The following is a 14,032-nucleotide window of genomic DNA, read 5'->3' on the forward strand; positions in this document are numbered from 1 at the left end:
GGACCGGCATCGCACGAGACATCGGAAAACTAGACCGCCAGCACTGCCCGCCTGCGCTCCGCCCGCTGCATGAAGAAGTTGGCCGCCACCACGCCGACCGTAACCACGGCGATAAACAGCGTGGCCAGCGCATTCATTTCGGGGTTCAAACCGAGCCGCACGCGCGAGAACACCACCAGCGGCAACGTCGTCGAACCGGGGCCGGACAGGAACGCCGACAATACCAGATCGTCGATCGACAACGTGAAAGACAACAGCCATCCTGACACAAGCGCCTGTGAAATCAGCGGCAATGTAATGAAGAAAAATACGCGCACGGGCGTTGCACCCAGGTCGAGCGCAGCTTCTTCGAGCGAAGGATTCAGCTCCTTCACCCGCGATTGCACGATGATCGCGACGTAGGACATGCACAGCATCACGTGACCGATCCAGATCGTGAAAACGCCGCGTTCGGCGGGCCAGCCAAGCAGCTTGCCCATTTCGATGAACAGCAGCAGCAGCGAGATGCCCTGAATCACTTCGGGAATCACGAGCGGCGCGTTGATCATGCCCGTATATAGCGTGAGACCGCGAAAGCGCCCCATGCGCGCGAGCACGAAACCCGCCCATGTGCCGATGATCACCGATGCGAACGCCGTCAGCAAAGCGATCCGCAACGACAGCCACGCGGCGGCGATCAATTCGTCGTCGTGCAGCAAGGCCACGTACCAGCGCGTCGAAAAACGCGTCCACACGGTGACCAGTTGCGAGTCGTTGAACGAATACACGACGAGACTCACGATCGGGATGTACAGGAACAGAAACCCGATACCGAGAGCCAGAAACTGCCAGAAACGATTCGGCTTCATCAGCGCCTTTCCTCCATCGCCTTCGCCTGCGCGCGCTGGAAAAACGCCATCGGCACCAGTAACAGCAACACCATTGCACACGTCACCGCGGAGGCCATCGGCCAGTCGGCGTTGTCGAAGAACTCATTCCACATCACGCGGCCGATCATCAGCGTATTCGCGCCGCCGAGCAGTTCCGGGATCACGTACTCGCCCACCGCCGGAATGAACACCAGCAGACAGCCCGCGATAATGCCGTTCTTCGACAGCGGAAACGTGATCTGCCAGAACGCCTTCCACGGCTTGGCGCCGAGGTCGTACGCGGCTTCGAGCAAGGTCATGTCCATCTTCACCAGATGCGCGTACAGCGGCATCACGAGAAACGGCAGGTACGAATACACCATGCCGATATAGACCGCGATGTTCGTGTGATACAGCTCGATCGGCGAATGAATCACGCCGATCGACATCAGGAAATTGTTCAGTAGCCCGTTGTTCTTCAGAATGCCGATCCACGCATACACGCGCATCAGGAACGAGGTCCAGAACGGCAACATCACGGCCATCATCAGCAGATTGCGGTTCTTCGGATTCGAGCGCGCGATGTAGTACGCCATCGGATAACCGATCAGCAGACACAGGAACGTCGAGATCGCCGCGATCACCACCGAACTCACATAGGTCGCGAAATACAGACTGTCGGTCAGCAGGAACGCGTAATGCGACAGGTCGAGCGTGATGTGAATCGCGCCGTCGGCGAAGTTGGAAAGCTGCGTGTACGGCGGAATGCCGAGTTGCAGATCGGCGAAACTGATCTTCACGACCAGCAGGAACGGCACGAGGAAAAACAGCAGCAGCCAGATAAACGGCCCCGCCACCACGGCCGTGCGGCTCGTCAGGTTGAAGCGTCGCACCGGCCACGTGGCGAACGAATGGATGAGGCGTGTCATGACGTCAGCACCACACCGGCCGACGCGCTCCAGCGCACATACACTTCGTCGCCCCAGGTGGGCGGATCGATTTCGGTCAGCGCGAGGCTCGTCACGTTCGCGATCACGGTCTTGCCGCCGTCGAGCTTCACGTGATACAGCGAATAGCCGCCCATGTAAGCGATATTCGTGACGACGCCCTTGCCCCAGTTGTACGCGCCTTCAGGCGGCTTGCGCGTAAGCGCGATGCGTTCGGGACGCACCGAGATGGTCACCGGCATGCCGAGCGGGCCGGTAATGCCGTGGCTCACGTACAGGCGGCACGGCAGGTCCGGTGTTTCGATGAACACGTAGTCGGGTTCGTCTTCGACCGTATGACCTTCGAACAGATTGGTCGAGCCGATAAAGCCTGCCGAGAAGCGGCTATTCGGATACTCGTAGACCTCGTGCGGCGTGCCGAGCTGCACGATCTCGCCTTCGCTCATCACGGCGAGGCGGTTGGCCATCGTCATCGCCTCTTCCTGATCGTGCGTGACCATCACGCAAGTCACGCCGACCTGGTTAAGAATGTTGACCAGTTCGATCTGCGTGCGTTGACGGATCTGCTTGTCGAGCGCCGACATCGGTTCGTCCAGCAGCAGCAGCTTGGGCCGTTTGACCAGCGAACGCGCGAGTGCCACGCGCTGCTGCTGGCCGCCCGAAAGCTGATGCGGCTTGCGCTTCGCGAAACGGCCCATCTGCACGAGTTCGAGCGCGCTTTGCACGCGGTCGTTCAGCTCGGCCTTCGGCACGCCTTCCTGCTTCAGGCCGAACGCGACGTTCGACTCGACCGTCATGTGCGGAAACAGCGCGTACGACTGGAACATCATGTTGACCGGCCGGCGATACGGCGGCAGTTGCGCGAGGTCTTCTCCGTCGATCAGGATCTTGCCCGAGGTCACGGTTTCGAGTCCCGCCATCATTCGCAGCAGGGTCGATTTGCCGCAGCCGGAACTGCCGAGCAGCGCGAACAGTTCGCCCTTCTTCACCGACAGGCTGACACCCTTGACCGCGACCGTGTCGCCGAACTTCTTGACGACGTCGACGATCTGGATGAACTGGTCCGCAGCGTCGCTGCCCACAGCGTTCGCGCCGCCGCTGATACTCACATACTGTCCCTGGGACGACGCGGGCGCTGCCGCCCCTGCGCCCGGCTGGTCACTACTCATCACAATGCATTACTCCGGCGTTTGACGTACAAAGCCCCCGGCGGACACCGAGGGCTTCATGATGATACTTACCCGTTCAGTCTTACGGCACTCAGCGGCCGGACTTGAACTCGGTCCACAGCCGCGTTTGCAGCCGCTGGATTTCCGGCGGCAACGGCTTCAGCAGAAACAGGGTCTTGATGGTTTCCGGCGACGGATACACGGCCGGGTCGTTCGCCACGTCCTTGCTCACGTACTTGCGCGCCTCGGTGTTGGCGCTCGGGTAATAGACTTCGTTCGTGATCGCGGCGTGAACCTGCGGCGTTTCGATGTAGTTGATCCACTCGAGCGCGGCTTCCTTGTTCTTCGCGTCCTTCGGAATCGCCATCACGTCGAACCAGACCGGCGCGCCGCCCTTCGGCACGTAGTACTCGATCTTGTACGGTTTCTTCGCTTCGGCCGCGCGATGCTTGGCGATCACCACGTCGCCCGACCAGCCGTACGCGAAGCACACGTCGCCGCCCACCAGGTCGTTGATGTAGCCCGACGAGTTGAACTGCGTGATGTACGGACGGATCTTCTTCATCATGTCGAGCGCGGCGCGGTAGTCGGCCGGATTCGTGCTCATCGGATCTTTACCGATGTAGTGCAGCGCAGCGGCGAACATCTGGTCCGGCGCGTCGAGCACGGACACACCGCAAGCTTTCAGCTTCGAAATGTTTTCCGGCTTGAAGAGGATGTCCCAGTTATCGAGCGGCACGTTCTTGCCGAGAATCTGCTGGACTTTGGTGACGTTGTAGCCGAGGCCGGTCGTGCCGTAAGCCCAGGGCACCACGTACTGGTTGCCCGGATCGGCGCCGGCGACCAGCGCCATCAGCGCCGGATCGAGATATTTGAGGTTCGGCAGCTTCGACTTGTCGAGCGGCGCGAAGATGCCGGCGGCGATCTGCTTGCCCGCGTAATTGCTGGTCGGCACGACGATGTCGTAACCGGAATTGCCGGTGAGCAGCTTGGCCTGCAGCGTGTCGTCGCTGTCGTAGTTGTCGTACTTGACCGTGACGCCGCTCTGCTTCGTGAAGTTCGGGATCGTGTCCTTGGCGATGTAATCCGACCAGTTGTACACGTTGAGCTGCGTATCTTTCGCAGCGGCCGTCAACCAGGGGGCCGCGCACAAGACCAGCGCCGCCACATGACCTACTACCCGTCTTTTCATCCCGTTCTCCGCTCCTGGCCGGCCTGAGCCGGTCGCCGTCACTCGTGCCGCGGCTTTGCGCACACGGCTCCCCTGAAAAATCCGAAAACTTCCACCAATTATTGCGCGGACCAAAAAAAACGCCGAGGTGTCGCGCAAACGGTACAGCGCAGGCCGCACCACTGGAAAATGGGCGCAATTTTAGCGGGTTATCCGCGCGTGTCTACCCGAAAAAAACACGCTCGGCCGATGCGCTGTTATCTCATTGTCAAGTTCGGGAGGCCGCGCCATCAGCAGGGGCATAAGCGGTAGCGCGTTTCACAGTGCACAATGAGCTGTAAGGCAAATCCGGGAATCGCATGCCGCGAATCCATCTGGCTGCGGTGTGGTTCCTGCGCCCTGCAAAGGTCCTGCTTCACGTGCACGACGCCTGCCTTCCGCACCGGCAAAGCAGGTAACCAGGGCGGGGACCGCAGGCACGTGGCTTGCCCCGGATTCAGTCCCGACCCTCAGGCTGCGATGAACACGAATCCATCCGCGTGGCGACCCAACCGACGCCGGCGCGTGCCCGTCGATGGCGCGGCACGTCCGGCGCACTGGTTTTCGTTCGTCGGCGCGGGCGCGCTGATCGCCGTCGGCTATATCGATCCCGGTAACTGGGCGACCGCGCTCGGTGCGGGCGCGGGCGCGGGCTACGGCTACCGGCTGCTCGGCATCGTGCTGCTGTCGAGCCTGATGGGGATGCTGATGCAATGGCTGTCGTCGCGGCTGGGCGTCGTCACCGGCCGCGATCTCGCGCAAATCTGCCGCGAGCGCACCAGCCGGCGCGGCACCCTCTTCCTGTGGCTGACCAGCGAGATTGCGATCATCGCGTGCGACGTCGCCGAGGTGGTCGGCAGCGCCGTCGCGTTGCAATTGCTGCTGGGCGTGTCGCTGACGGTCGGCGTGCTGATGTCGGCGGTCTGCACGTTCGCGCTGCTCGCGCTCCAGCAGAAAGGCGGCCGCAAGCTCGAAGCGGTGATCGCCGCGCTGATCGGCTTTGTCGGATTGTGCTTCGTGGTCCAGCTGGCGCTCGCGAAGCCCGACTGGCACGCCGCGCTGGCCGGCACCGCGCCGAGCGTCGAACTGCTGCGCAACGCGGGCATGGTGTGGCTGGCGGCGGGCATCGTCGGCGCAACGGTGATGCCGCACAACCTGTATCTGCATTCGTCGCTCGTGAAGCACCACGCGCCCGACAACAGCGACACGCAAATCCGCGCCGCGCTGCACGTCGTCAATATCGACACATTCGGCTCGCTGGCGTTTGCGTTCGTGATCAACGCGGCGCTGCTGATCGTGGCGGCGGCGGTGTTTTACGCGAGCGGCCACCGCGACGTCACCGATCTCGCGGATGCGCATCGGCTGATTGCGCCGCTGGTCGGCTCGCGTTGGGCCAGCATCCTGTTCGCGGCGGCGCTGCTCGCCTGCGGGCTGAGCGCCACCGTGACGGGCACGCTGGCCGGCCAGGCGGTCATGGAAGGCTTTCTGCGGCTGAAGCTGCCACGCTGGAAACGCGCGCTGCTGACGCGCGCGCTCGCGATCGGCCCCGCATTATTCGCGGTTGCGCTGTTTGGGCAGCACGGCTCGAATCAGTTGCTGGTGGCAAGCCAAGTGGTGTTGAGCCTGCAATTGCCGCTCGCCGTGGTGCCGCTGATCCGCTATTCATCGGATGCCGGACTCATGCGCGGATGGCGCGTGCGCGGCGTGCCGCTGGCGCTGGCGTGGCTGTCGGCGGCGTTTATCGTTTTGCTTAACGGCGCGTTGTTGTGGCAACTCGCGGCGGGCGGGTAGCTTTGCCGGGGAGCCCGCGCGTCATCGTTTAACATAGCGGAACTTTGCTTCCCGCCCCAAGGTTTCCGATGGCTTCGAATCTCCACGATCTTCCCGACAGCCCGTGCATCGGCGTCTGCTCCACGCTGTTCGACGACGTCTGCAAAGGCTGCGGCCGTACCGCCGCCGAAGTCTCCAACTGGGTTTTCCTCAGCGACGAAGAAAAGCGCGTCGTCTGGACGCGCATCGAGCAGGAAGGCACGGCAATGCGCTTCAAGAACGACAAGCTTTAATTTTTCGCCGTGCCCGGGGCACATCCGTACCGGCCCGCGCCTGCCGCGCCCATTGCATCGGGCACGGTCCCGCGCAAGATCAGAACTTCATACCCACACCCAACCCGACGATCAACGGATCGATGTTCAGGCGGCCAATCGACGCGCCGCCGAGTGTCGCGTCCGTGTGCATCCAGATTTTCTTGATATCCGCGTTGACGAACAGCTTGCGCGTGACCTGCACGTCGACACCGGCCTGCAACGCCGGTCCGAAGCTGTGATTGCTGATGCCGATCGACTCCCCGCCCGCGCTCAAACCGTTGTTATAGAACAGCGTGTAATTGAGACCCGCGCCGACATACGGACGAATGCGCCCCGCGTGATTGAAGTGGTATTGCAGCAGCAGCGTCGGCGGCAACACGTTCACGCCGCCAAGGTTGCCGAGGCTCGATGTCAGTTGATGGCGCGACGTTCCCAGAATCAGTTCGACGCCCAGGTAATCGCGAATCATGTAGGTGAAATCGAGTTCCGGCACGATCGCATTGTTGACGCCCACGTTGAGCGCCGACAGCGTGTTGCTCGTGCCGACGTCCGGCATGATGCTGATCGCGCGCAGACGCACCAGCACGTCGCCCGCGTGAATGCCGCTCATCGGATCGCTGTCCGCCGATTGCGCGCGCGCCTGCGGCGCCATCAGTCCCGCGCATAGCAGCCCCGAAACAATGGCGGCGGTTTTGATCTTCTTGCTGAGCGCGTACTTCATAAGTTTCCCCGTGTCGTTGATTGATTCGTAGGGATTGTCGAAGCTCGCGTCGGCGTGCGCGTTGACCCGCATCAACCCAGCGAAAACGACCAGCGCCCTGCGACAGCAGGTCGCGCGTTGCCCGTCAGCAGCAGTTCGATCAGATCGTGAACGCTGCGGATTGCCGGGCCGAACGGCAACGCTTCTCGTCCGCGGAAAAACAGGCCGTTGGCTATGTCGCCGCGCAGGGCCGCGGCGAGCCGTGTATCGATGCAGAAGTGCCCGAACTTCTCGATGCCGTCGCGCCAGCCGCACATGCTCAGGCATTCGAGCGCGGTCGGACACGCGTGCTTCAGCGCGCCGACCTTGTCGCGGATTTTCGCCTCGTGCTTCAGATAGCGCGTGAGCCACGGTGTTTTCACCGCGCGCGCAGGCAGCCCCGTCACGCTGACGAATTCGACGATGTCGTCGGGAGTCGCCTCGGCCAGCACGCGCTTGAAGTTCGGATGCGCGTCGCCCTCTTCGGTGACCGCGAACGGCGTGCCGAGTTGTACACCGCTTGCGCCCGCGTTAAGCAGCGTCCGCACAGACTCGTGACTGTTGATGCCGCCCGCGACGATCAACGGCACGTCCTGCCGGTTCAGGCCAAGCGACTTGAAAACCGTGTCGAGCTCGTCGAGCACGCGCACGAAGTCAAAGCGCTTATCGTGCATGTCGGCGATGTTGCCGACGCCGAGATGGCCGCCCGCGTGCGCCGGATGTTCGATCACGACCGCATCGGGGAGGCGCCCTTTTTTCATCCACCGTTTGAGCACGAGTGCGACGCCCCGGCTGTCCGACAGAATCGGGATCAACGCGATGTTCTGGCCCTGCGTCATGTCCGGCAAATCGAGCGGCAGGCCCGCGCCCATCACGATGGCGTCGGCGCCGCTTTCGCAGGCCATGCGCACGTAGTCGGCTTGCGCGTTGACCGCCTTCATCACGTTGACGGCGATCATGCCGCGGCCTTCGCTGAGCGTTTTGGCCGCGCGGATTTCGCGCTCCAGTGCGACGAGGTTCGCGTGTTCGAGCGTCGCGGTATCGGGCGACTGGCGGCATGCTTCGATCAGGTCGCGATGATGATGCCGCAGGTCGATACTGGCGATCGTGCCGAGCGCCCCTTCACGGGCAACGCTGCCGGCCAGCCGGTGCGCCGAGATACCGACGCCCATGCCGCCCTGAACGATAGGCAGTAGCGAACGGCCGCGAATCACCAGCGGTGGGAAAGGATGAGAGTTGAGCATGACAGGCCCGATGGTGAGTGATCGAACCGGTGATGATCGACGCTCGGGCGCGGGGGGTTTTGCTTCAGGTCAATGGGTTGGTGATTGGATGGAGTGCGTGTGTTGAATGATTGATGCCGGTCACGTGGAGCGGCTTTCATCAAGGAAACGGTGCGATGCAATGACGCACCATGAAAAAAGCCCGCTTCTCCAAAGAAGCGGGCTTTCGTGAACTAGCTACGAGCGCGATGCGAAAGACGCGCGCGTCAAAGACGCTTACTGCACGCCCTGGCTCGTCAGGAACTCTTCATAGTTACCACCGAAGTCGTTCAACGTGCCATCGGTCTTCACTTCGATAACCCGATTCGCCAGACCGCTAACAAACTCACGGTCGTGTGACACGAAAATCAGCGTGCCGTCGAACTTGTCGAGCGCGATCTGCAGCGATTCGATCGATTCCATGTCCATGTGGTTGGTCGGCTCGTCCATCAGCAGCACGTTGTGGCGGCCCAGCATCAGCTTGCCCCAGATCATGCGGCCCTTCTCGCCACCGGACAGCACCTTGACCGACTTGCGGATGTCGTCGGCATTGAACAGCAGGCGGCCAAGCGTGCCGCGCACCATCTGCTCGTCGTCGCCTTCCTGACGATAGCCGTCGATCCAGTCCATCAGCGTGACGTCGTCCGGAAATTCTTCGTACGTGTCTTGCGGCATGTAGCCGATGTTCGCGTTTTCCGCCCACTTCACGTTGCCGTGATCGAGTTCCAGCTTGCCGAGCAGCGAGCGCAGCAGCGTGGTCTTGCCCGCGCCGTTCTCGCCGATGATCGCGATACGCTCGCCCGGCTGCACGCTGACGCTGAAGTCGTTGAAGATGGTGCGTTCGTACTTCTTCGAGATCTTCTCCGCCACCACCGCGATGTTGTGCAGCTTCTTTTCGTACTCGAAGCGGATAAACGGATTCTGACGCGACGACGGCTTGAATTCCTCGATCTTGATCTTGTCGATCATCTTCAGACGGCTGGTTGCCTGACGCGCCTTCGACTTGTTCGCCGAGAAGCGGCGCACGAAGTCCTGCAGATCGGCCACGCGTTCCTTCGCCTTCGCGTTGGCGTTCTGCTGACGCTCGCGCGCCTGCGTGCTGGCCAGCATGTAGTCGTCGTAGTTGCCCGGATAGACCTTCAGCGTGCCGAAGTCCATATCGGCCATGTGCGTGCAGACCTGATTCAGGAAGTGTCGATCGTGCGAGATGATGATCATCGTCGAGTTGTACTGGTTGAGCACGTCTTCCAGCCAGCGGATCGAGTTGATGTCCAGGTTGTTGGTCGGCTCGTCGAGCAGCAGCACGTCCGGCTTCGAGAACAGTGCCTGCGCGAGCAGCACGCGCAGTTTCCAGCCCGGCGCGACGTTGCTCATCGGACCGTTGTGGTCTTCGATCGCGATGCCGATGCCCAGCAGCAGTTCGCCCGCGCGCGCTTCGGCCGTGTAGCCGTCGTACTCGGCGAACTTCGCTTCGAGTTCGGCGGCGTGCATGTAGTCGTCGTCGGTTGCGTCGGGGTTCGCGTAGATCGCGTCGCGCTCGGTCATCGCGGCCCACATTTCGGCGTGGCCCATCATCACGACGTCGAGCACGCGCACGTCTTCGTAGGCGAACTGGTCCTGGCGCAATTTACCGAGGCGGATGTTCGGTTCGAGCATCACGTTGCCCGAACTCGGTTCCAGATCGGAACCCAGAATCTTCATGAAGGTGGACTTGCCACAACCGTTTGCACCAATCAGGCCATAGCGATTCCCTCCCCCGAATTTGACCGAGATGTTCTCGAAGAGGGGCTTGGGCCCGAATTGCATGGTGATATTGGCGGTAGACAGCACGGCGCGTCCCTTTGAATGTGATATCGGCGAAAAACCCAATATTTTAGCAGGTTATCGCGAATTCAACCCACGCGCACACCGGTCGCCTGTCATGCAACCCGCATCGGGTGTCACGCAAACCGCCGCGCGCCTTTCTGGACGCCGCCAGGCACGCGACGTGCGACTTCACTCGCTCCAGGAACGGCCGTGCGCCAAAGGCCCGGTTGCCTATACTTTTTGAACACCAACGAAGTTCAAAGGAGGAAGTTCATGTCGGAACACGTCTATAAACAGATCGAACTGACCGGTTCGTCGAAAAAATCGATCGACGACGCCATCAGCACTGCGATTGCGAAAGCGTCGAAGACATTGCGCAATCTGCACTGGTTCGAAGTCATCGAAACGCGGGGCCAGATCGAGGACGACAAGGTGGCCTACTGGCAGGTGACGATCAAGGTCGGCTTGCGGATCGAGTGACGCGTCGCCGTCGCGTGGTTACTGGTTCCAGATGTGACCACTGAAAAGGCGAAAAAAAAGCTGTGCCCCCTTCAAAGGGGACACAGCATTTCAGAGCCACGGTTGCCAAGGCCGCCGCCCGGTCGATCCTGAATTCTTCAGACCGTGGCGGGGCAAACCCGGCGCGCCGTCTTACTTCGGCAACGCGCCATCCACACCTTCCACGTACCAGTTGATACGTTGCAGATCGGCATCGCCCAGCGTCTTGCCGGCCGGCACCTTGACCGCGCCCGACTGATCCTTGATCGGACCGGTGAACACGTCCCACTTGCCGCTCGCCAGTTCGTCGCGCTTCGCCGCGACCTGCTTGAGGCCGTCAGCCGGAATCGCCGAGGTGTTCAGGTCGTCGAGCGAAACGGCTTTTTGCGGGATGCCCCACCACACCGGATCGTTCTTCCACTTGCCGTCCAGCACCTGCTGGATTGCAGCGTTGTAGTACACGCCCCAATTCCCGACCACCGAGCCGAGGTGCGCGTCAGGACCGAATTTCTTCATGTCCGAATCCCAACCGAACGCGTGCACATGCTTTTCCGATGCAGTCGCGAGCGTCGCGCTCGAATCGGTGTTTTGCAGCAGCACGTCGGCGCCCTGGCCGATCAGCGTTTCGGCGGCCTGCTTTTCCTTGCCCGGATCGAACCAGCTGTTGATCCAGATCACCTTCGTATGCACGTTCGGATTCACCGAGCGCGCGCCGAGCGTGTACGCGTTGATGTTGCGGATCACTTCGGGAATCGGCACCGACGCGACGAAACCGAGCGTGTTGGTCTTCGTGACCTTGCCCGCGGCGACGCCCGCCAGGTAAGCGCCCTGATACATGCGCACGTCATAGGTGCCGAAGTTCGGCGCTTTCTTGTAGCCGGTCGCGTGCAGGAACACGACGTCCGGGAAATCCTTCGCGACCTTCAGTTCGAAGTCCTGGTAGCCGAAGCTCGAACCGATGATGATCTTGTTGCCCTTGTTCGCCAGATCGCGGAACACGCGTTCCGAGTCGGCCGATTCCGGCACGTTCTCGATGCGCGTGATCTTGATCTTGTTGCCGAACTTCGCTTCGGCCTGCTTCGAACCGGCGTCGTGCGCGAAGGTCCAGCCGGCGTCGCCCGGATTGCCGAGGTAGACGAACGCGACGCCCGGGGCGTCGGCGGCCTGTGCGGTTTGTGCGAACGGTGCGGCGAGCGCGAGCGAGGCCGCGCCCCACGCAAAGGCGGTCAGCAGATTTCTTCTCTTCATGTTTTCTCCTGTCGTGTGCAGTCGTGTAGCTGTGGTTATCGGATGACTCAAAACGTGTGGACAGGCAGTTCTCAGCCCGCCGAGAAAAACGGCTTGCCCAGCGAAGCAGGCGCATTCAGACGGATCGTGTTCGGATTGCGCGAAATCAGCACCAGCACGACGACCGTCGCGATATACGGCAGCATCGCGAGGAATTGCGTCGGCACCGGCACGCCGATCGCCTGCGCGTAAAACTGCAGGCCGGTCACCGCGCCGAACAGCAGCGCGCCGATCAGCAGACGCCCCGGCCGCCACGTCGCGAACACGACCAGCGCAAGCGCGATCCAGCCGCGGCCCGAGGTCAGGTTTTCCTGCCACAGGTGCAGATTGACGATCGAGTAATAGCCGCCCGCGAGGCCCGCCATACCGCCGCCGAAGGCCACCGCGCCATAGCGCACGCCGACCACCGGAAAGCCGACCGAGTGCGCGACCTGCGGCGATTCGCCGACCGAGCGCAGCACGAGGCCCGCGCGCGTGCGGTACAGGAACCAGCCGATCACCGCGAACATCAGGAATGCGAGGTAATCGAGCGGCGTGAGGCTGAACAGCGCCGGGCCGAGTACGGGAATCTTCGAGAGGCCGGGAATGGTCCACGTGTCGATGGTCGCGCGCACGGCGGCGGACGTGTACGGCTTGCCGACATACGCGGACAACCCGATGCCGAAGATCGTCAGCGACAGGCCGGTGGCGACCTGGTTGGCGAGCATGGTCAGCGTGAGGAACGCGAACAGCAGCGACATCGCGAGGCCCGCGCCGATCGCGGCGAGCACGCCGAGCCACGGGCTGCCAGTAATCGCCGTGACCGCGTAGCCGCTCACGGCGCCCATCAGCATCATGCCTTCCACGCCGAGATTGAGAACACCGGATTTTTCGGTGACGAGTTCGCCCGCGCCCGCGAACATCAGCGGAATCGCGGCGGTGACGGCGCTCGAAGTGAGCGCGCTGGCTTGTTGAATATCCATGAGATCGGCTGAAAAAACGGTGAACGGGTCAGTGAGCGGGAGCGGCCAGCGAACGGCGGCGCACACGGTAGTTCACGAACAGGTCGGCGCCCAGCAGGCAGAACAGCAGCAGCCCCTGGAACACGCCGGACAGCGCCTGCGGCAATTGCATCGAGGTTTGCACCGCTTCGCCGCCGAGGTACAGCAGCGCCATCAGCAGGCTCGCGAGCACGATGCCGATGGGATGCAGCCGCCCGACGAACACCACGATGATCGCGGTGAAGCCGTAACCCGGCGACCACGTGGCCTGCAACTGGCCGATCGGACCGGCGATCTCTCCCATACCCGCGAGGCCCGCGAGACCGCCGCTGATCAAGAGCGAGGTCCAGATGGTTTTCTTGTCGGAGAAACCCGCGTAGCGCGCGGCCAACGGCGCGAGACCGCCGACGTTCATCTTGTAGCCCGAGAAGCTCTTGCGCATGAACACCCACACGAGCGGAATCGCGATCAGCGTGACGAACACCGACGCGTTCAGCCGCGTGCCGCGCAGCCATTTCCAATGCCAGTCGCCGTACAGCGTCGGGTAAAGCGCGTCGCCGCTGAACATTTCCGACAGCGGGAAATTCATCCCCTGCGGATCGCGCCACGGTCCGCTGACCAGATAGATCAGCAGTTGCGTGGCGACATACGTGAGCATCAGGCTGACGAGGATCTCGTTGGTGTTGAAGCGGCTTTTCAGCAGCGCCGGAATCGCCGCCCACACCATGCCGCCGACCACCCCGGCGATCATCATGACCGCCAGAATCCACCAGCCGGTGGCCTGATCGAAATAGATCGCGACGCCGCTTGCGGCAATCCCGCCGAGCAGCATCTGCCCTTCAGCGCCGATGTTCCACACGTTCGCGCGATAGCCGACCGCGAGACCGAGGCCGATCAGGCACAACGGCGACGCCTTCAGCAGCAGTTCGGACCAGCCGTTCACGCTCGACAGCGGTTCGATAAAGAAGGCGTGCATCGCCTCCAGCGGATCGCGGCCGACGAGGCTGAAAATCAGGAAGCCGATCGCGAGCGTGAGCAGCGCGGCGATCAGCGGCACGGCGAGCTGCATCGTCCGCGAGGGGGTCGTGCGCGCTTCGAGTCGATAAGGAAAGATCATGGGTAGCGTGTGATTTATCGCGTTGTTGTTGTCGAACCGAGGTCGAACCGGTTGGCTTAATAAGCCGGCGTCGCTTTACGCATCG

The 14,032-nt window shown here is 62.2% G+C and carries 13 protein-coding genes; 3 read left to right on the forward strand and 10 right to left on the reverse strand.

Annotated elements, in window-relative coordinates:
- Positions 1 to 29: 29 nt before the first annotated feature.
- The 4 genes from BLS41_RS10175 to BLS41_RS10190 all read right to left on the reverse strand — a co-directional run bounded on the left by BLS41_RS10175 (position 30) and on the right by BLS41_RS10190 (position 4,156).
- Complete coding sequence (locus BLS41_RS10175) at positions 30 to 848, reverse strand: ABC transporter permease subunit (protein WP_074764191.1); 819 nt, start codon at positions 846 to 848, stop codon at positions 30 to 32.
- Positions 848 to 1,777, reverse strand: a complete 930-nt coding sequence (locus BLS41_RS10180) for an ABC transporter permease subunit (protein ID WP_074764192.1) — start codon at positions 1,775 to 1,777, stop codon at positions 848 to 850. Before BLS41_RS10180 ends, BLS41_RS10175 begins: the two co-directional genes overlap by 1 nt.
- The gene (locus BLS41_RS10185) at positions 1,774 to 2,964 is read right to left on the reverse strand and encodes an ABC transporter ATP-binding protein (RefSeq protein ID WP_074764193.1); all 1,191 of its coding nucleotides are present in this window, start codon (positions 2,962 to 2,964) and stop codon (positions 1,774 to 1,776) included. The genes BLS41_RS10180 and BLS41_RS10185 overlap by 4 nt, the downstream gene beginning before the upstream one ends.
- Before the next feature lie 91 nt (positions 2,965 to 3,055).
- Positions 3,056 to 4,156: a polyamine ABC transporter substrate-binding protein gene (locus BLS41_RS10190; RefSeq protein ID WP_074764194.1), complete on the reverse strand. Its 1,101-nt coding sequence runs from the start codon at positions 4,154 to 4,156 to the stop codon at positions 3,056 to 3,058.
- Between the two features lie 498 nt (positions 4,157 to 4,654).
- Between BLS41_RS10190 and BLS41_RS10195 the strand changes: the two genes are divergently transcribed.
- Both BLS41_RS10195 and BLS41_RS10200 read left to right on the forward strand, forming a co-directional pair.
- The gene (locus BLS41_RS10195) at positions 4,655 to 5,965 is read left to right on the forward strand and encodes an Nramp family divalent metal transporter (protein ID WP_074764195.1); all 1,311 of its coding nucleotides are present in this window, start codon (positions 4,655 to 4,657) and stop codon (positions 5,963 to 5,965) included.
- 68 nt (positions 5,966 to 6,033) lie between these two features.
- Positions 6,034 to 6,237 carry a DUF1289 domain-containing protein gene (locus tag BLS41_RS10200; protein WP_074764196.1) on the forward strand — a complete coding sequence of 68 codons (204 nt, stop codon included), beginning with the start codon at positions 6,034 to 6,036 and terminating at the stop codon, positions 6,235 to 6,237.
- 79 nt (positions 6,238 to 6,316) lie between these two features.
- On the opposite strand, the gene BLS41_RS10205 is transcribed toward BLS41_RS10200, so the two are convergent.
- From BLS41_RS10205 to BLS41_RS10215, 3 genes are all read right to left on the reverse strand, one after another.
- Positions 6,317 to 6,910, reverse strand: a complete 594-nt coding sequence (locus BLS41_RS10205; protein WP_074766450.1) for an OmpW/AlkL family protein — start codon at positions 6,908 to 6,910, stop codon at positions 6,317 to 6,319.
- A gap of 140 nt (positions 6,911 to 7,050) precedes the next feature.
- Complete coding sequence (locus tag BLS41_RS10210; protein WP_074764197.1) at positions 7,051 to 8,241, reverse strand: NAD(P)H-dependent flavin oxidoreductase; 1,191 nt, start codon at positions 8,239 to 8,241, stop codon at positions 7,051 to 7,053.
- A gap of 255 nt (positions 8,242 to 8,496) precedes the next feature.
- Positions 8,497 to 10,089, reverse strand: coding sequence for an ABC-F family ATPase (locus BLS41_RS10215; protein ID WP_074764198.1), 1,593 nt, complete (start codon positions 10,087 to 10,089; stop codon positions 8,497 to 8,499).
- A 249-nt stretch (positions 10,090 to 10,338) separates the two neighbouring features.
- Between BLS41_RS10215 and BLS41_RS10220 the strand changes: the two genes are divergently transcribed.
- Complete coding sequence (locus BLS41_RS10220) at positions 10,339 to 10,545, forward strand: dodecin (protein WP_074764199.1); 207 nt, start codon at positions 10,339 to 10,341, stop codon at positions 10,543 to 10,545.
- 171 nt (positions 10,546 to 10,716) lie between these two features.
- On the opposite strand, the gene BLS41_RS10225 is transcribed toward BLS41_RS10220, so the two are convergent.
- The 3 genes from BLS41_RS10225 to BLS41_RS10235 form a co-directional block, all read right to left on the reverse strand.
- Positions 10,717 to 11,811 carry a BMP family ABC transporter substrate-binding protein gene (locus tag BLS41_RS10225; protein ID WP_074764200.1) on the reverse strand — a complete coding sequence of 365 codons (1,095 nt, stop codon included), beginning with the start codon at positions 11,809 to 11,811 and terminating at the stop codon, positions 10,717 to 10,719.
- A gap of 71 nt (positions 11,812 to 11,882) precedes the next feature.
- Positions 11,883 to 12,812 (reverse strand): ABC transporter permease, encoded by a 930-nt coding sequence (locus tag BLS41_RS10230; RefSeq protein ID WP_074766452.1) that lies wholly within the window; start codon positions 12,810 to 12,812, stop codon positions 11,883 to 11,885.
- 28 nt (positions 12,813 to 12,840) lie between these two features.
- Positions 12,841 to 13,947 (reverse strand): ABC transporter permease, encoded by a 1,107-nt coding sequence (locus tag BLS41_RS10235; RefSeq protein WP_074764201.1) that lies wholly within the window; start codon positions 13,945 to 13,947, stop codon positions 12,841 to 12,843.
- Positions 13,948 to 14,032 lie beyond the last annotated feature (85 nt).

Source organism: Paraburkholderia fungorum, assembly GCF_900099835.1.
In the GTDB taxonomy this organism is placed as follows: domain Bacteria; phylum Pseudomonadota; class Gammaproteobacteria; order Burkholderiales; family Burkholderiaceae; genus Paraburkholderia; species Paraburkholderia fungorum_A.